The 16,834-nt window shown below is 70.5% G+C and carries 16 protein-coding genes; 13 read left to right on the forward strand and 3 right to left on the reverse strand.

The window, feature by feature from the left end; all coding sequences use genetic code 11:
* Positions 1–158 precede the first annotated feature (158 nt).
* From ACZ66S_RS20895 to ACZ66S_RS20940, 10 genes are all read left to right on the forward strand, one after another.
* Positions 159–1,088 carry a Rossmann-like and DUF2520 domain-containing protein gene (locus ACZ66S_RS20895; protein WP_469902975.1) on the forward strand — a complete coding sequence of 310 codons (930 nt, stop codon included), beginning with the start codon at positions 159–161 and terminating at the stop codon, positions 1,086–1,088.
* Entirely contained in the window at positions 1,085–2,089 is a 1,005-nt protein-coding gene (gene panC / locus ACZ66S_RS20900) for a pantoate--beta-alanine ligase (RefSeq protein WP_469902976.1), read from the forward strand. The genes ACZ66S_RS20895 and panC overlap by 4 nt, the downstream gene beginning before the upstream one ends.
* Positions 2,086–3,795: an L-aspartate oxidase gene (locus tag ACZ66S_RS20905; protein WP_469902977.1), complete on the forward strand. Its 1,710-nt coding sequence runs from the start codon at positions 2,086–2,088 to the stop codon at positions 3,793–3,795. Before panC ends, ACZ66S_RS20905 begins: the two co-directional genes overlap by 4 nt.
* A 5-nt stretch (positions 3,796–3,800) precedes the next feature.
* On the forward strand, positions 3,801–4,784 hold the full coding sequence (gene nadC, locus ACZ66S_RS20910) for a carboxylating nicotinate-nucleotide diphosphorylase (RefSeq protein WP_469902978.1): 984 nt from the start codon (positions 3,801–3,803) through the stop codon (positions 4,782–4,784).
* A gap of 5 nt (positions 4,785–4,789) precedes the next feature.
* Positions 4,790–5,587, forward strand: a complete 798-nt coding sequence (locus ACZ66S_RS20915; RefSeq protein WP_469902979.1) for a type III pantothenate kinase — start codon at positions 4,790–4,792, stop codon at positions 5,585–5,587.
* A 129-nt stretch (positions 5,588–5,716) separates the two neighbouring features.
* Positions 5,717–6,409, forward strand: a complete 693-nt coding sequence (locus tag ACZ66S_RS20920) for a hypothetical protein (RefSeq protein WP_469903041.1) — start codon at positions 5,717–5,719, stop codon at positions 6,407–6,409.
* Positions 6,410–6,467: 58 nt separating this feature from the next.
* The gene (locus ACZ66S_RS20925) at positions 6,468–6,632 is read left to right on the forward strand and encodes a hypothetical protein (RefSeq protein ID WP_469902980.1); all 165 of its coding nucleotides are present in this window, start codon (positions 6,468–6,470) and stop codon (positions 6,630–6,632) included.
* Between the two features lie 149 nt (positions 6,633–6,781).
* Positions 6,782–7,174, forward strand: coding sequence for a BlaI/MecI/CopY family transcriptional regulator (locus tag ACZ66S_RS20930; RefSeq protein ID WP_123762293.1), 393 nt, complete (start codon positions 6,782–6,784; stop codon positions 7,172–7,174).
* A 9-nt stretch (positions 7,175–7,183) separates the two neighbouring features.
* Positions 7,184–7,732 carry an amino-acid N-acetyltransferase gene (locus ACZ66S_RS20935; protein ID WP_053851121.1) on the forward strand — a complete coding sequence of 183 codons (549 nt, stop codon included), beginning with the start codon at positions 7,184–7,186 and terminating at the stop codon, positions 7,730–7,732.
* Between the two features lie 222 nt (positions 7,733–7,954).
* Positions 7,955–8,290, forward strand: coding sequence for a histone-like nucleoid-structuring protein Lsr2 (locus ACZ66S_RS20940; RefSeq protein ID WP_469902981.1), 336 nt, complete (start codon positions 7,955–7,957; stop codon positions 8,288–8,290).
* Between the two features lie 35 nt (positions 8,291–8,325).
* On the opposite strand, the gene ACZ66S_RS20945 is transcribed toward ACZ66S_RS20940, so the two are convergent.
* A complete protein-coding gene (locus tag ACZ66S_RS20945) occupies positions 8,326–9,138 on the reverse strand; it encodes an SCO3374 family protein (protein ID WP_469902982.1) in 813 nt (270 codons plus the stop codon).
* Positions 9,139–9,568: 430 nt separating this feature from the next.
* On the opposite strand from ACZ66S_RS20945, the gene ACZ66S_RS20950 reads away from it, so the two are divergent.
* The gene (locus tag ACZ66S_RS20950) at positions 9,569–12,094 is read left to right on the forward strand and encodes an ATP-dependent Clp protease ATP-binding subunit (protein WP_469902983.1); all 2,526 of its coding nucleotides are present in this window, start codon (positions 9,569–9,571) and stop codon (positions 12,092–12,094) included.
* 120 nt (positions 12,095–12,214) lie between these two features.
* Here ACZ66S_RS20950 and ACZ66S_RS20955 read toward each other — a convergent pair whose 3' ends face one another.
* Entirely contained in the window at positions 12,215–12,865 is a 651-nt protein-coding gene (locus tag ACZ66S_RS20955) for an HAD family acid phosphatase (RefSeq protein WP_469902984.1), read from the reverse strand.
* Positions 12,866–13,241: 376 nt separating this feature from the next.
* Here ACZ66S_RS20955 and ACZ66S_RS20960 point away from each other — a divergent pair, with 376 nt between their 5' ends.
* Positions 13,242–13,790 carry a M23 family metallopeptidase gene (locus tag ACZ66S_RS20960; RefSeq protein WP_469902985.1) on the forward strand — a complete coding sequence of 183 codons (549 nt, stop codon included), beginning with the start codon at positions 13,242–13,244 and terminating at the stop codon, positions 13,788–13,790.
* Between the two features lie 706 nt (positions 13,791–14,496).
* Here the strand turns inward: ACZ66S_RS20960 and ACZ66S_RS20965 are convergent.
* Entirely contained in the window at positions 14,497–15,093 is a 597-nt protein-coding gene (locus ACZ66S_RS20965; protein ID WP_469902986.1) for a TetR/AcrR family transcriptional regulator, read from the reverse strand.
* 143 nt (positions 15,094–15,236) lie between these two features.
* On the opposite strand from ACZ66S_RS20965, the gene ACZ66S_RS20970 reads away from it, so the two are divergent.
* A complete protein-coding gene (locus ACZ66S_RS20970; RefSeq protein WP_469902987.1) occupies positions 15,237–16,802 on the forward strand; it encodes an MDR family MFS transporter in 1,566 nt (521 codons plus the stop codon).
* Positions 16,803–16,834: the final 32 nt, after the last annotated feature.

Here is a 16,834-nt window from a genome sequence, read left to right on the forward strand (position 1 = left end):
CGTGCGCCCCGGACCCCGGGCACGCCCATTTCCGCACTCCCGGCCCACGGAAACCCACAGCCTGTGGACAACCGGACGCCCCTCGAACCGATCGCGTTAACATGACGAGAAATCGTCCGGTACCCAGATGCGGACTGGAACGGGAAGGCCGCCGTCGCGTGACTACAGTCCAACAGCCAGACAGCAAGGACCGCCCCGCGCGGCTCACCGTCGGCGTCGTCGGCGCCGGCCGGGTGGGGCCGGCGCTCGCCGCGTCCCTCCAGTTGGCCGGACACCGTCCGGTCGCCGTCTCCGGAGTCTCCGACGCCTCCCGGCGGCGCGCCGAGCTCATGCTCCCGGACGTCCCGCTGGTCACCCCCGCGGACGTCCTCCAGCGTGCCGACCTGGTGCTGCTGACCGTCCCCGACGACACCCTGCCCGGTCTCGTCGAAGGGCTCGCCGAGACCGGTGCGGTGCGGCCGGGCCAGCTCCTCGTGCACACCTCCGGGCGGTACGGCGCGAAGGTCCTGGACCCCGCCCTGCGCGCGGGCGCCCTGCCGCTGGCCCTGCACCCGGCGATGACCTTCACGGGCACGCCCGTGGACGTCCAGCGCCTCGCGGGCTGCTCCTTCGGCGTCACCGCCCCCGAGGAACTGCGGCTGGCCGCCGAGGCCCTCGTCATCGAGATGGGCGGCGAGCCCGAGTGGATCGACGAGGAGAAGCGCCCGCTCTACCACGCGGCCCTCGCCCTCGGCGCCAACCACCTGGTCACCCTGGTCGCCCAGGCCATGGAGCTGCTGCGCTCGGCCGGCGTGACGGCCCCCGACCGGATGCTCGGCCCCCTGCTCGGCGCCGCCCTCGACAACGCCCTCCGCTCCGGCGACGCGGCCCTCACCGGCCCGGTCGCGCGCGGGGACGCCGGCACCGTCGCCGCGCACGTCACGGAACTGCGCAAGCACGCCCCGCAGACCGTCTCCGGCTATCTGGCGATGGCCCGCGCGACCGCCGACCGGGCGCTTGCCCACGGACTGCTCAAGCCGGAGCTCGCCGAGGACCTCCTCGGGGTACTCGCCACCGGGACCGACGGCGCCGAGGGAGACGCCCGATGACCACGACCCTGCTGCGCACCGCCGGCGAACTGCACGCACGCACGCGTGCGGGCCGCCGGGCCGTGGTGATGACCATGGGCGCCCTGCACGAGGGGCACGCCACCCTGATCCGCACCGCGCGCGAGATCGCCGGACCGGACGGCGAGGTCGTCGTCACCGTCTTCGTGAACCCCCTCCAGTTCGGCGCCGGCGAGGACCTCGACCGCTACCCGCGCACCCTGGACGCCGACCTCAAGATCGCCGAGGACTCCGGCGCGGACGCCGTCTTCGCGCCCGCCGTCGACGAGGTCTACCCCGGCGGCGAGCCCCAGGTGCGCGTCAGCGCGGGCCCGATGGGGGAGCGCCTGGAGGGCACCTCCCGCCCCGGCCACTTCGACGGCATGCTGACCGTCGTCGCCAAGCTGCTCCACCTCACCCGCCCCGACATCGCCCTCTACGGCCAGAAGGACGCGCAGCAGCTCGCCCTGATCCGCCGCATGGTGCGCGACCTGAACTTCGGGGTCGACATCGTCGGCGTGCCCACCGTGCGCGAGGACGACGGCCTGGCCCTCTCCAGCCGCAACCGCTACCTCTCGCCGAAGGAGCGGCGCACGGCACTCGCGCTCTCCCGCGCGCTGTTCGCGGGCCGCGACCGGCACGCGGCACAGGAGGCGCTGCGCGCCCGGGCCCGCGAGGTGCCCGCCACGCACGCGCGTGCCGAGGCCCTGAGCGCCCTCGGCGAGTCCCGCGCGGCCGCCGACGCGCACGCGGTCGCCAAGGCCCTGCCGGGAGCCCCCTCCGCGGTCCGCGCGGCCGCCCGTCTGGTCCTGGACGACGCCGCGCGCCTGGACCCGCCGCTCGCCCTGGACTACCTCGCGCTCGTCGACCCCTCGGACTTCACCGAGATCGAGGACGACTTCACCGGCGAGGCCGTCCTCGCCGTCGCCGCCCGGGTGGGGACGACCCGGCTGATCGACAACATCCCCCTCACCTTCGGAAAAACCCTCGGAGCCGCCTCGTGACCAGCACAGGCATACGACTGCACGCACCCGCGCCCGGATGGGCCATCGACGCGGACGTCGTGGTCGTCGGCTCCGGCGTCGCCGGTCTCACCGCGGCCCTGCGCTGCGAAGCCGAGGGCCTCAGGACCGTCGTCGTCACCAAGGCCCGCCTCGACGACGGCTCCACCCGCTGGGCGCAGGGCGGCATCGCCGCGGCCCTCGGCGAGGGCGACACCCCCGAACAGCACCTGGACGACACGCTGGTCGCGGGCGCGGGCCTGTGCGACGAGGAGGCCGTGCGCATCCTCGTCACCGAGGGACCCGACGCCGTACGCCGCCTGATCGCGACCGGCGCGCACTTCGACGAGTCCGAGGCGGGCGACCTGGAGCTCACCCGCGAGGGCGGCCACCACCGGCGCCGGATCGCCCACGCGGGCGGCGACGCGACCGGCGCGGAGATCTCCCGGGCGCTCGTCGAGGCCGTCCGCGCGCGGGGACTGCGCACGATCGAGAACGCGCTCGTGCTCGACCTGCTCACCGACGCCGAGGGCCGTACCGCGGGCGTCACCCTGCACGTCATGGGCGAGGGCCAGCACGACGGCGTGGGCGCCGTGCACGCCCCCGCGGTCGTCCTCGCGACCGGCGGCATGGGCCAGGTGTTCTCCGCGACCACCAACCCGTCCGTGTCGACCGGCGACGGCGTGGCGCTCGCCCTGCGTGCCGGAGCCGAGGTCAGCGACCTGGAGTTCGTGCAGTTCCACCCCACCGTGCTGTTCCTCGGCACGGACGCCGAGGGCCAGCAGCCGCTCGTCTCCGAGGCCGTGCGCGGCGAGGGCGCCCACCTGGTCGACGCCGACGGCGTGCGCTTCATGGTCGGCCGGCACGAACTGGCCGAGCTGGCCCCCCGCGACATCGTCGCCAAGGGCATCACGCGCCGCATGCAGGAGCACGACGCCGACCACATGTTCCTCGACGCCCGGCACTTCGGCGCCGAGATGTGGGAGCACCGCTTCCCGACCATCCTCGCCGCCTGCCGCGCCCACGGCATCGACCCCGTCCACGAACCCATCCCGGTCGCACCGGCCGCCCACTACGCCTCCGGCGGCGTGCGCACCGACCCGCAGGGCCGTACGACCGTCCCGGGCCTGTACGCGTGCGGCGAGGTCGCCTGCACCGGTGTGCACGGCGCGAACCGGCTCGCCTCCAACTCGCTGCTGGAGGGCCTGGTCTACGCCGAGCGCATCGTGGCCGACATCGCGGCGAGCCGCGCCGGCCTGCACGCGCGTGTGCCCGCCCCCGTCGAACAGCCCGAGCGGCCCGCGCACCCGCTGCTCGCCCCCGAGGCCCGGTTCGCGATCCAGCGGATCATGACCCAGGGAGCGGGCGTGCTGCGCTCCGCGGAGTCCCTGGCCAAGGCCGCCGACCTGCTCCAGCGACTGCACACCGACGCCCGCGACGCCCTCACCGAGAACGGCAAGACGGCCGAGCCCGGCGTCGACACCTGGGAGGCTACCAACCTCCTGTGCGTGGCCCGGGTCCTGGTCGCCGCGGCCCTGCTGCGCGAGGAGACGCGCGGCTGCCACTGGCGCGAGGACGAGCCCGACCGGGACGACACGGCATGGCGCCGCCACATCGTCGTACGGCTGAATCCGGACCGGACCCTCGCCGTACACACCACCGATACCGCAGACTTCCCCCCGACCCGGCAGCACCCTCAGGAGCAGTGACACCAGTGAGCACCGACGACCTTCCCCTCGTCCCGTCCGGCGGCTGCGGCGACGGCTGTGCCTGTGGCGCCGCCGACGGTCTCGACGAGGAGTACCTGGAGTGCGGGCTCGACCCCGCGCTCGCCCAGCTCCTGGCCGACGCCGGGCTCGACCCCGTGGAGGTCGAGGACATCGCCAACGTCGCCATCCAGGAGGACCTCGACCACGGCGTGGACGTGACGACCGTCGCGACCATCCCCGAGGACGCCGTCGCCACCGCCGACTTCGTCGCGCGCGAGGCGGGCGTCGTGGCCGGCCTCAGGGTCGCCGAGGCGGTCGTCTCGGTGGTCTGCGAGGACGAGTTCGAGGTGGAGCGGCACGTCGAGGACGGCGACCGGGTCGAGGCGGGACAGAAGCTCCTGTCGGTCACCACGCGCACGCGTGACCTGCTCACCGCCGAGCGCAGCGCGCTGAACCTGCTGTGCCGGCTCTCCGGCATCGCGACCGCCACCCGCGCGTGGGCGGACGCGCTGGAGGGCACCAAGGCGCGCGTACGGGACACCCGGAAGACCACTCCGGGACTCCGGTCGCTGGAGAAGTTCGCGGTGCGCTGCGGGGGCGGCGTCAACCACCGGATGTCGCTGTCCGACGCGGCGCTGGTCAAGGACAACCACGTGGTCGCCGCCGGCGGCGTCGCCCAGGCCTTCAAGGCCGTCCGGGAGGCATTCCCGGACGTGCCGATCGAGGTCGAGGTCGACACCCTGCACCAGTTGCGGGAGGTCGTGGACGCGGGCGCCGACCTGATCCTGCTGGACAACTTCACCCCCGGCGAGTGCGAGGAGGCCGTCGCGCTCGTGCACGGGCGGGCCGCGCTGGAGGCCTCCGGGCGGCTGACGCTGGACAACGCGCGCGCGTACGCCGGCACCGGCGTCGACTACCTCGCCGTGGGGGCGCTCACCCACTCCTCGCCGATCCTCGACATCGGCCTCGATCTGCGCGAGGCGGAGTAGTCGCGATGCTCCTCACCATCGACGTGGGCAACACGCACACCGTCCTCGGGCTGTTCGACGGCGAGGACATCGTCGAGCACTGGCGGATCTCCACCGACGCACGCCGGACGGCCGACGAGCTGGCGGTCCTCCTCCAGGGCCTGATGGGCATGCACCCGCTCCTCGGGGACGAACTGGGCGACGGCATCGACGGCATCGCGATCTGCGCCACCGTGCCGTCGGTGCTGCACGAGCTGCGCGAGGTGACGCGGCGCTACTACGGCGACGTGCCGGCCGTACTGGTCGAGCCCGGGGTGAAGACGGGGGTGCCGATCCTCACCGACAACCCCAAGGAGGTCGGCGCGGACCGGATCATCAACGCCGTGGCGGCCGTCGAGCTCTTCGGCGGCCCCGCGATCGTCGTGGACTTCGGTACGGCGACGACGTTCGACGCGGTGTCCGCGCGCGGGGAGTACGTCGGCGGGGTCATCGCGCCCGGCATCGAGATCTCCGTGGAGGCGCTCGGGGTGCGGGGCGCGCAACTGCGGAAGATCGAGGTGGCCCGGCCGCGGAGCGTGATCGGGAAGAACACCGTCGAGGCGATGCAGTCCGGGATCGTGTACGGCTTCGCCGGGCAGGTCGACGGCGTGGTGGGCCGGATGGCCCGGGAGCTCGCGGAGGACCCGGAGGACGTGACGGTGATCGCCACGGGCGGGCTCGCGCCGATGGTGCTCGGGGAGTCGTCCGTGATCGACGAGCACGAGCCCTGGCTGACGCTGGTGGGCCTGCGGCTGGTGTACGAGCGGAACGTCTCGCGGATGTGACCTGCGGGCCGGGACACCCGGACCGGCATTGGGGTGGCCCGGTCACGCCACACCCATCCCTTATGACGAATTTGTCTGATTAGCGCGTACTGTCGCCGCATGCCCACGCCATACGGATCCCGCGGCGGCATGGCGTTCGGCGTGGAGGAGCTGCGTGTGCTCCGCCGCGCTCTCGCCCTCGCCCTTCACCCCGCCCCTGCCTCGGCCGAGGACATCAAGGATTGCCACCGCCTCGCCGAGTCCCTCGACGAGGCGGTGCGCGAGGGAGCCCGGCTGCGCGCCTTCCTGGTGGCCGACCTCGCCCGGTACCGCGCCGCACTGCCCGGCACCGCCGCCGGCTACCTCACGCTGCTGGAGGAGGCCCTGGGCGCCGGGTACCGGCCCGAGCCGGACGATCTCGCCGCGCTCCGGGCCCTGCGCGGCAACCCCGCCGCCGCGGCACTGCTGATCCGCTGCCAGATGCTGGCCGAACGGCACGTGAGGGCCCGCCTCGCGGCCACCACGGACGCCCGGCGCGCCCCGGCGGCCCCCGCGGTCCCGGCGTCCCGCACCCGCCTCCTGGCGCTGCCCGGAGGGCTTTCCCGGGGTCCTTCCGGAGGGCTCGGCGCGGGGTGGCCCGGGGTCGCCCGCGGCGGTACGGCGGTGCAGGACGCCAAGGAACCGGCGAAGCGTCCCGAGAAGCCCCCGGTCAAGCCCGCGGAGAAACCCGCCCCCGCCGCCCCGAAGCCCTCCCGGCCCATCCCCACCCCGGGCGAGGTCTTCCCCCGCCGCAAGCCTGCCGAGCCGCCGGCGAACCCGCCCCAGCACCTGGCGGCCGGCTGAACGCGGGACAGCCGCACCCCGCCCGGGTCGTCCCGGTGCCGCTGGCTACCCTGGACTCATGGACTACGTCTCCGCGCTCGTGCCCCCGGTCGTCATGGCCGTGTTCTTCATCGGAGTCATCCGGGTCATCGTGAAGACCCAGGGCGGGGCCAACAAGGCCAAGGAGGACGCGGCCGTCGACGCCGTCCTCGCGCGCGCGGAGACGACCAAGCAGGCCGACTGACCGGCCGCTCGCTCGTCGGCGTACGACTCTCCGAGCCACCGTGCTTTCGGAGTCGTACGCCCTTTTTGTTGCTGTTTGACGTCGAAAGCGCACGTCCGTCACGCCGATAGCCGGATCTCCCACTATTGTGCTGAGCTGTGCCTCGCCCATTGGGAGAACTCGAAGACGCGGTCATGACGCGGGTGTGGAAGTGGAACCGCCCGGTCACCGTTCGAGAAGTCCTGGAAGACCTTCAGCAGGAACGGTCCATCGCGTACACCACCGTGATGACCGTTTTGGACAATCTCCATCAGAAGGGCTGGGTGCGCCGTGAGGCGGAAGGCCGGGCCTATCGATATGAGGCGGTCTCCACACGGGCCGCCTACGCCGCCGCACTGATGAACGACGCCTGGTCGCAGAGCGACAACCCGGCCGCCGCTCTCGTCGCCTTCTTCGGGATGATGAGCGAGGAACAGCGACAGGCACTCCAGGACGCCGTACGGATCGTCGGGGGACCGACCGTGGAGAACCCCGACTCGGCAACGCGGGACGGCGGGCGATAGCGTCCGCTCATGTCCGCGAAGAGCCCCTCCGCCGAGAACCCCGAAGTCACCGCAAAAGCCATCACCGTCCGGCGGGCCCGCACCAGCGATGTCGCCGGCATCCGTCGGCTCCTTGACTCCTACGTCCGCGACCGCATCCTGCTCGACAAAGCGACCGTGACGCTTTACGAGGACATCCAGGAGTTCTGGGTCGCCGAGCGCGACGACAACGCCGAGCTGGTCGGCTTCGGCGCCCTGCATGTCATGTGGGAAGACCTCGCGGAAGTACGCACTCTCGCCGTGAAGCCCGGGCTGAAGGGTGCCGGGGTCGGGCATCAGTTGCTGGAGAAGTTGTTGGAGACGGCCCGCTGGCTCGGTGTTCGCCGCGTTTTCTGTCTCACCTTCGAAGTGGACTTCTTCGGCAAGCACGGCTTCGTCGAGATCGGTGAGACACCCGTGGACACCGATGTCTACGCAGAGCTACTGCGTTCCTATGACGAAGGCGTGGCAGAGTTCCTCGGTCTCGAACGAGTGAAACCGAACACCTTGGGCAACAGTCGGATGCTTCTGCATCTGTGATCGTCAAGGATTCCGGCGCTCGGCCGTGCCCAGGTTCCCTATGTCCGAAACGCGCATGTTTCCGGACGGGGCGGTCCCTGTGGGTTCCTCCCGGGGGTTTGTGTTTTTCCAGCAAAAGCGGTTTGCTTTCCGACGTACTGCAGTACTGCATATAACAGGGGACGGCGAAACGGCGGACGCCGCAGGCCCCCGGCCCTCAAGTATTGGATGAAAGGAAATCCGGTGGCACAGAAGGTTCAGGTCCTTCTTGTCGACGACATCGACGGCGGCGAGGCGGACGAGACCGTCACGTTCGCGTTGGACGGCAAGACGTACGAGATCGATCTCACGACCGCCAATGCGGACAAGCTTCGTGGCCTTCTCGAGCCCTACGTGAAGGGTGGTCGCCGCACCGGAGGCCGTGCTTCGGGCGGGCGCGGAAAGACGCGGGCCGCTGCCGGCGGCAGCCAGGACACCGCGCAGATCCGTGCCTGGGCCAAGGAGAACGGTTACGAGGTCAATGACCGCGGCCGTGTTCCGGCGAGCATTCGCGAGGCTTACGAGAAGGCCAACGCCTGATCGAGAGGTGCACGAAGGCCGGGGCTCGCGAAGGCCTATGCCCGAGCGCCCCGCAGCCGCATCCGGTGGCAGCGCGTCGCCACCGTGTTCACGACGCGTACGAGATCGGGGGCGCCCCCACCGCCCCCCAGCGCCGACACCGTCGGCAGCGAGGCCTCGACCTCGCACCCAGGCTCGGGGGGCCGCAGCCACACGGCGGCCCCCTGCAGGGCGCCCGGGTGACCCGGGGGGAGCTCCCCGGCACCCTGGCACGCATCCGGGAGCGCCGGCGCGACGAGATCACCCCGCCCTGATGCCGACGACCGGGCCGGGTAACCGACCGGCGTCCTGATGCGACCTGCTGCGGTCGCGGTGAGACCGCCCGGGCCCGAGACCTGGCCCCACGGCGTCCCCCCGGGCCCGCCGGGCCTCCCTGCCCCTCGGACGAGCCCCGGCAGCGTCTGCGGGGGCGCCGGAGCCGTCATGGAGCCGTCCGCGCCGATCGCCCGCAGGTCCAGCGGGAGCGAGCCCCACTCCAGCCACTCCAGGATTCCCGGCAGCTCCTCCGCGCTGCCCGCCGCCACCAGCAGCCGCATCCGGTCGCCCCGCAGTGCCACCGGGGACGCCCCGGCCAGGTGGCGCAGGGCCGCGCGGCCCGCCTCTGCCGGGACGTCCAGGACGTCGAAACGCAGGCCCAGCCGCAGTCGTACGGGAGATTCGGGGGTGCTCGCGGGCACCGTGGGCCAGCCCAGTTCGTTCTCGTACCAGCGGCGGACCTGATCGTCGCCGGTGGCGGCCCGGTCGGGCGGCCGCCGGGGGAGCGGGACCGTCGTGCGGTCCGAGGTGCGAGGGAGGTGACCGGCAACCATGCCGAGTGCAACCGCCGGAAGGGCGCGAGAGTTACGCTGGGTGTACCGACGTGTGCGAAGAGTGTTTGAAAAGGGGGCGTGCGGGGGTGCGGGGTGGCACAAGGTTGTTCGCCCGTAGCGGAGGGACGGGGGGCGTACGGCATGGAGTGTCGGTGGGAGCGGGTAAGACATCCCTAGTGGGAGGGGGCGACACGCAGGAAAGGACGTCTCACGTTCGCCATCGGCGTACTGGCGACTGGGGTAACTGCCTGGCCTGCGGGAACATCGTCTCGCACCATCGGGTTGGAGCAGATGTCGGCGTTCGGGGTCAGGAGGCCATCGACGGTGTCGGCAGTTGGAATGAGCGGTCCCCGCTTGCGGGACTAAGCTGCGGAAGGACAGGGAGGGGAAGTTCCCCCCACTGCCTGACCGCTCTGAGGAGCGATTAACGATGTTCGAGAGGTTCACCGACCGCGCGCGGCGGGTTGTCGTCCTGGCTCAGGAAGAAGCCCGGATGCTCAACCACAACTACATCGGCACCGAGCACATCCTCCTGGGCCTGATCCACGAGGGTGAGGGTGTCGCCGCCAAGGCCCTTGAGAGCCTCGGGATTTCGCTCGAGGCGGTCCGCCAGCAGGTGGAGGAGATCATCGGGCAGGGGCAGCAGGCCCCGTCCGGGCACATCCCCTTCACCCCCCGTGCCAAGAAGGTCCTGGAGCTGTCGCTCCGCGAGGCCCTTCAGCTCGGCCACAACTACATCGGCACGGAGCACATCCTGCTCGGCCTGATCCGTGAGGGCGAGGGCGTCGCCGCCCAGGTCCTGGTCAAGCTGGGCGCAGATCTCAACCGGGTGCGGCAGCAGGTCATCCAGCTCCTCTCCGGTTACCAGGGCAAGGAGACCGCCACCGCCGGCGGGCCTGCCGAGGGCACCCCCTCGACGTCCCTGGTCCTCGACCAGTTCGGCCGGAACCTCACCCAGGCCGCTCGTGAGTCCAAGCTCGACCCGGTCATCGGGCGCGAGAAGGAGATCGAGCGGGTCATGCAGGTGCTGTCCCGCCGTACCAAGAACAACCCGGTGCTGATCGGTGAGCCCGGCGTCGGCAAGACCGCCGTCGTCGAGGGCCTCGCCCAGGCCATCGTCAAGGGCGAGGTGCCCGAGACCCTCAAGGACAAGCACCTCTACACCCTGGACCTCGGCGCGCTGGTCGCCGGCTCCCGCTACCGCGGTGACTTCGAGGAGCGCCTGAAGAAGGTCCTCAAGGAGATCCGCACCCGCGGCGACATCATCCTGTTCATCGACGAGCTGCACACGCTGGTCGGTGCGGGTGCCGCCGAGGGCGCCATCGACGCCGCTTCGATCCTGAAGCCGATGCTGGCCCGCGGTGAGCTCCAGACCATCGGTGCCACCACGCTGGACGAGTACCGCAAGCACCTGGAGAAGGACGCGGCCCTCGAGCGCCGCTTCCAGCCGATCCAGGTCGCCGAGCCCTCGCTCCCGCACACCATCGAGATCCTCAAGGGTCTGCGCGACCGCTACGAGGCCCACCACCGGGTGTCCATCACGGACGAGGCCCTCGTCCAGGCCGCGACCCTGGCCGACCGGTACATCTCGGACCGCTTCCTGCCGGACAAGGCGATCGACCTGATCGACGAGGCCGGTTCCCGGATGCGCATCCGCCGGATGACCGCGCCGCCGGACCTGCGCGAGTTCGACGAGAAGATCGCCGGCGTCCGCCGCGACAAGGAGTCCGCGATCGACTCGCAGGACTTCGAGAAGGCCGCCTCCCTGCGCGACAAGGAGAAGCAGCTCCTGGCCGCCAAGGCCAAGCGGGAGAAGGAGTGGAAGGCCGGCGACATGGACGTCGTCGCCGAGGTCGACGGCGAGCTGATCGCCGAGGTCCTCGCGACCGCCACCGGCATCCCGGTCTTCAAGCTGACCGAGGAGGAGTCCTCGCGTCTGCTGCGCATGGAGGACGAGCTCCACAAGCGGGTCATCGGCCAGGTCGACGCCGTCAAGGCGCTGTCGAAGGCGATCCGTCGTACGCGTGCGGGCCTCAAGGACCCGAAGCGTCCCGGTGGTTCGTTCATCTTCGCCGGCCCGTCCGGTGTCGGTAAGACCGAGCTGTCCAAGGCGCTCGCCGAGTTCCTCTTCGGTGACGAGGACGCGCTGATCTCCCTCGACATGTCGGAGTTCAGCGAGAAGCACACGGTCTCGCGGCTCTTCGGTTCGCCCCCCGGCTACGTGGGCTACGAAGAGGGCGGCCAGCTCACCGAGAAGGTCCGCCGCAAGCCGTTCTCCGTCGTCCTGTTCGACGAGGTCGAGAAGGCCCACCCGGACATCTTCAACTCGCTGCTGCAGATCCTGGAGGACGGTCGCCTGACCGACTCCCAGGGCCGGGTCGTGGACTTCAAGAACACGGTCATCATCATGACGACCAACCTCGGCACCCGGGACATCTCCAAGGGCTTCAACCTGGGCTTCGCGGCCTCGGGTGACAAGAAGACCAACTACGAGCGCATGAAGAACAAGGTCTCGGACGAGCTCAAGCAGCACTTCCGGCCCGAGTTCCTCAACCGCGTCGACGACGTGGTGGTCTTCCCGCAGCTCACGCAGGAGGACATCCTCGCGATCGTCGACCTGATGATCGCCAAGGTGGACGAGCGCCTCCGGGACCGGGACATGGGCATCGAGCTCTCCCAGTCCGCCAAGGAGCTGCTGTCGACCAAGGGTTACGACCAGGTGCTGGGCGCGCGTCCGCTGCGTCGCACGATCCAGCGCGAGATCGAGGACACGCTGTCGGAGAAGATCCTCTTCGGTGAGCTGCGTCCCGGTCACATCGTGGTCGTCGACACGGAGGGCGAGGGCGAGACCCAGACCTTCACCTTCCGCGGCGAGGAGAAGTCGGCGCTGCCCGACGTCCCGCCGATCGAGCAGGCGGCCGGCGGTGCCGGGCCGAACCTGAGCAAGGAGGCGTAAGCCTCACCGGCCGCAGAGCCGACGAGAAGGGCCGGTGCTCCCAGAGCACCGGCCCTTCTCGCGTTCTGCTGCGACCTGCCCGGCGGCACGACCTGCGGCCGGGCCCGGCCTCGTCGTCGGTCAGGACAACTGGCCGTCGTAGTCCGGGAGTTTGAAGGTCTTCTCGGCGTGACCGCCCGACAGGTCGGTGGCGCTGTTGCCGATGTTCGCGATGATCGTGTAGCCCCTGTTCTCGATGTCGACGCGCTGGGCGGTCTTGTAGGTGGCGACGTTCTTGAACAGGTCGATGAAGCCGCGGACGTAGAGGCCGTCGACCCGGTAGCCGACGTGCTTGAGGTTGTAGTCGGTCACCGAGGCGATGATGCCGGGGCGGGCGGTCACGAAGAACAGGGCTACGCCGTGCTCCTGGGCGTACTTCGCGACGTCCAGGACCGGCTTGTTGGCCGGTGAGGGGTAGCTGAAGCCGAAGTCCGTCTCCAGCGTGGTGTTGTCGATGTCGAGGACGATCGCCTGCTTCTCGCCGGGCTCGGGGGCGGCGATGCGCGTCTTCAGGTAGGGCAGGGCCTGGTTCATCACGGCCTGGCAGTCGGTCTGCCAGGTGGCGTAGTCGACGTCCGCGGCGGCGGCCGTGGCGGTCGTGGAGCTGCTCGCGGTGCTCGTCGTGCTCGCGGTGGTCGTCGCGGCCTCGGCGGGGAAGGCGAGGGCGACCAGTGCGGCGGCGGAGGCGGTGCTTACGGCTGTGCGGCGCGCCCAGGGGCGTCGGCTTCTCATATGCGTGGGGGTCCTCTCACGTCCGTATGCCGTTGTCTTGCATGTTCGGTGGCGAGGGTGGCGCGAGGGGAACCGTAGGGTTACTCGTTGGTAAGTGGCCAGAGATGTGCGTCACATGGGGATGTTTTTCCCTCGGGGCCACCGGTGACTTGCCGCACAGGTGATTTGTCCATTACTAGGCGGAATAGTGGGGTGATCAGGGGTGTGATTCCGGGAGGGAGACGGACTTCTCGGGCGTCCCTTCTCGGCTCATTACTACATTCCGTCGTAGATGCGCCATTTGGGGGATTTGGGCCCTCGGGGTTACCAAGGGATCTGCCATCCGGACGCCTTGTGCGCCGGGTGGTTCCCTGTCCCCTGCTTCATGAGGTTCCGAATGTTCCAGCGCGTCTCCCACCGCTCCTCCCGTACGTCCCTGCTCCGCACCCGTGTGGCCGTCATGGCCGCGTCCGTCGGTGCCTCGGCTGTGCTGGGGGCCGGAGTCGCCTCGGCCGCGTCCTCCTCGGCCTCCTGGGTCGACCCGGTCAAGAAGTACACGCTCAGCGCGAGCTACGCGCAGGCCGGGAGCATGTGGCACTCCACCCACAGCGGTCAGGACTTCGCCGTGCCGAGCGGTACGACCGTCGTCGCCGCGCACGGCGGGACCGTCGTCAAGGCGGGCCCCGGTGGTGCCGGTGACGGTTCCGCCTACGGCAACGCCATCGTGATCAAGCATGGCGGCAAGACGTACTCGCAGTACGCCCACCTCTCCCGGATCAAGGTCAAGGTCGGCCAGGTCGTCAAGACCGGTCAGCGCATAGCCCTGTCCGGCAACACGGGCAACTCCAGTGGCCCGCACCTGCACTTCGAGATCCGCACGACCGCGAACTACGGCTCGGCCATCGACCCGGTCGCGTTCCTGCGGGCCAAGGGCGTGAAGGTCTGACGCCGACCTGACTGCCGTCCCCGGCCCGCCTGCTGTGAACCGCGTTGTGGGTGCCGGGGGTTGGCGCCTCGGGGTGGAGTGCCGCCGGGCGCGGGCGGGGTGGATCGGCGGGGGTGACTCCTTGGTGTGGTGCGGTGCGGCCCTGGGCGGGGCGTCGGTGCCGTGTGGCGCCCCCCGCGTGTTCCGCGCACTACGGCTGTCAGCCGTCGCCATTTTCCGGGCCGCGTCCCTGGGCGCCCTTCGTGTCAGCCAGGAGGCGCCTCGGTTTGAGTGGCTCCGCAGTGTGCCGGCCGTGCGGGCTGCTCCGGCGCATTGCGCACCGGCGGCCCCTCCGTCCTTCACCGGCCGTCCCGAAGGCGTCGACCTTCACGCCGGCCGGCCGCCTGGTCGGTGAACCACGGGAGCCGGCCCTCGCCCTCTCCGGGCCAAGTCACGGGTGCCGGCCATCTCGGCCGCCGGGGATCTCCCGTATGCCGCCGATCGTGATGCCCATGCCCCCTCCAACGGGTCCAGCCGCAGCCGCAGCCGCATCCGCACTCGCCGGTCGGCGGCTCGCTTGGAGCCGCACGTGAGGTGCCAGCCTCCAACCCGCCGACACGATTCACACCGGCAAGCCCGCTGTCCCCGCCTGACCGGCAACCCCGCCCCGCTCCAGGCCGCCCCCCGGGCGCCCGCTCGCCCCACCCGCAACCGTCGCCTCCGCGCGTTACCCCTCCCCGCCCCCACGATGGGCCCGGGTGATCAGTTCGGTTGCTACCTCGAGGACCGCCTGGCGTTTGGCCTCCGGGGCCGCGGTGATGTCCTGGAGGAAGAACATCCCGGCGTGCAGGGTGAAGATCGCGCTGACGCAGCGGACCTGGTCGGTGAGGTCGGCCTCGGGGTCGACGATGATCTCGCGGAGCCCCTGCATGCGCTCCTTGAAGGTCTCGCCGACGCGCAGTTCGCGGACCGTCGCCTGGTTCTCCTGCATGAAGCGGAACAGCGGTGTCGCGCCGGCCAGCGTCTCGCTGTAGCGCCGTACGATCTCCTGCTTCGTCTCCAGCGTGTGCGGCTGCTTGCGGCCCCACTCGATGAGGTCGAGGATCGGCTGCGTCAGATCGTCGAAGATGCTGACGAGGATCTCTTCCTTGGTCTTGAAGTGGTAGTACAGCGCCGCCTTGGTGACGTCCAGGTGCTCGGCGATCTCCCGCAGGGACGTCTTCTCGTAGCCCTGCTCCGCGAAGAGTTCGAGGGCCACGTCCTGGATGCGCTGGCGCGTGTTGCCGCGGCGCTGCTGCTTCGTGACGTCCATGGTGCCGCCCATCCTCGTGCTCCTCGGCTTTCCATAAAACTTACTTGACGCCCGGCTAGTTACGCGTCTACCTTCCCCAGTGTAGACAACTAGCCGGGCGGCAAGTAAGTACCCCGGCGGGGGCAGTACCGCAGGACCTCAGGGGAGTGGGAACGATGGCGGACACACAGACGGTCGAGACGGAGCCGGAGAAGAAACAGCGCAGCGTGCGGGTTGTCCTGCTCGCGCTGATGATCACCATGATGCTCGCGATGCTCGACAACATGATCGTGGGCACCGCGATGCCGACGATCGTCGGCGAGCTCGGCGGACTCGAGCACCTCTCGTGGGTCGTGACGGCCTACACGCTGGCCACCGCCGCCGCGACCCCGCTCTGGGGCAAGCTCGGCGACATGTACGGCCGCAAGGGCGTCTTCATGAGCTCGATCGTGCTCTTCCTGGTCGGCTCCGCGCTCAGCGGCATGGCCCAGGACATGGGCCAGCTCATCGGCTTCCGGGCCGTGCAGGGCCTCGGCGCCGGCGGTCTGATGGTCGGCGTCATGGCGATCATCGGCGACCTGATCCCGCCGCGGGAGCGCGGCAAGTACCAGGGCATGATGGCCGGCGTCATGGCGCTCGCGATGATCGGCGGCCCGCTGGTCGGCGGCACCATCACCGACAACTGGGGCTGGCGCTGGTCCTTCTACATCAACCTGCCGCTCGGCGTCGTGTCGCTCGGCCTGATCAGCGCGGTGCTGCACCTGCCGAAGAAGCGCGCGGAGTCCCGCATCGACTACCTGGGCGCGGCCCTGCTGACCATCGGCATCACCTCCATCGTGCTGGTGACCACCTGGGGCGGCACGGAGTACGCCTGGAGCTCCGCGCGGATCATGGAGCTGATCGGCATCGGCGTCGCCGCGCTCGTCGGGTTCGTGTTCTGGCAGACCAAGGCCGCCGAGCCGGTCGTACCGCTGCACATCTTCCGCAGCCGCAACTTCACGCTGATGTCGATCATCGGCTTCATCACCGGCTTCGTGATGTTCGGCGCCACCCTCTTCCTGCCGCTGTACCAGCAGTCCGTGCAGGGCGCCTCCGCGACCAACTCCGGGCTGCTGCTCCTGCCGATGCTCGGCGCGATGCTGGTGACCTCGATGGTCGCGGGCCGGATCACCACCAACAGCGGCCGCTACTACGTCTTCCCGGTCGTGGGCAGCGTCCTGATGGTGATCGGTCTGTACCTGCTGTCGACCATGGACACGGGGACCTCGCGGTTCACCTCCGGCGTCTTCATGGCCGTGGTCGGACTCGGCATGGGCTGCCTGATGCAGATCACCATGCTGGTCGCGCAGAACAGCGTCGAGATGAAGGACATGGGCGTCGCGTCCTCCTCCACGACCCTCTTCCGCACGCTCGGTTCCTCCTTCGGTGTCGCCATCATGGGCGCGCTGTTCAACCACCGGGTCCAGGACGTCATGGCCGAGCGGGGCGGCGCGCTGGGCTCCAAGGTGACCGAGCAGTCCGCGCAGTTGGACGCGAAGAGCCTGGAGAAGCTGCCGGACGCGGTGCGCGAGGCGTACCAGTTCGCGGTGTCGTCGGGCACGCACTCGGCGTTCCTGCTCGGCTCGATCGTCGCCGTGGTCTCGCTGGTGGCGGCGGTGTTCGTCAAGGAGGTGCCGCTGAAGGGAGCGGGACCCCAGAAGTCGGCGGAGGACGCGGCTCCGGCCCCGCTGGTCGAGGTCTGACCCGCTCCTGAACCGAGCCCCGAACCGAAGGC

This window comes from Streptomyces sp. NPDC107471, from assembly GCF_055582845.1.

What these genes read in the sequence shown, in the direction of transcription:
- ACZ66S_RS20925 (WP_469902980.1), top strand. Translation starts at nt 6,468, where the DNA reads ATGGACTACGTCTCCGCGCTCGTGCCCCCGGTCGTCATGGCCGTGTTC.
- ACZ66S_RS20920 (WP_469903041.1), top strand. Translation starts at nt 5,717, where the DNA reads ATGGCGTTCGGCGTGGAGGAGCTGCGTGTGCTCCGCCGCGCTCTCGCC.
- ACZ66S_RS20970 (WP_469902987.1), top strand. Translation starts at nt 15,237, where the DNA reads ATGGCGGACACACAGACGGTCGAGACGGAGCCGGAGAAGAAACAGCGC.
- ACZ66S_RS20955 (WP_469902984.1), bottom strand. Translation starts at nt 12,865, where the DNA reads ATGAGAAGCCGACGCCCCTGGGCGCGCCGCACAGCCGTAAGCACCGCC.
- ACZ66S_RS20965 (WP_469902986.1), bottom strand. Translation starts at nt 15,093, where the DNA reads ATGGGCGGCACCATGGACGTCACGAAGCAGCAGCGCCGCGGCAACACG.
- panC (WP_469902976.1), top strand. Translation starts at nt 1,085, where the DNA reads ATGACCACGACCCTGCTGCGCACCGCCGGCGAACTGCACGCACGCACG.
- ACZ66S_RS20950 (WP_469902983.1), top strand. Translation starts at nt 9,569, where the DNA reads ATGTTCGAGAGGTTCACCGACCGCGCGCGGCGGGTTGTCGTCCTGGCT.
- ACZ66S_RS20960 (WP_469902985.1), top strand. Translation starts at nt 13,242, where the DNA reads ATGTTCCAGCGCGTCTCCCACCGCTCCTCCCGTACGTCCCTGCTCCGC.
- ACZ66S_RS20945 (WP_469902982.1), bottom strand. Translation starts at nt 9,138, where the DNA reads ATGGTTGCCGGTCACCTCCCTCGCACCTCGGACCGCACGACGGTCCCG.
- ACZ66S_RS20915 (WP_469902979.1), top strand. Translation starts at nt 4,790, where the DNA reads ATGCTCCTCACCATCGACGTGGGCAACACGCACACCGTCCTCGGGCTG.
- ACZ66S_RS20935 (WP_053851121.1), top strand. Translation starts at nt 7,184, where the DNA reads ATGTCCGCGAAGAGCCCCTCCGCCGAGAACCCCGAAGTCACCGCAAAA.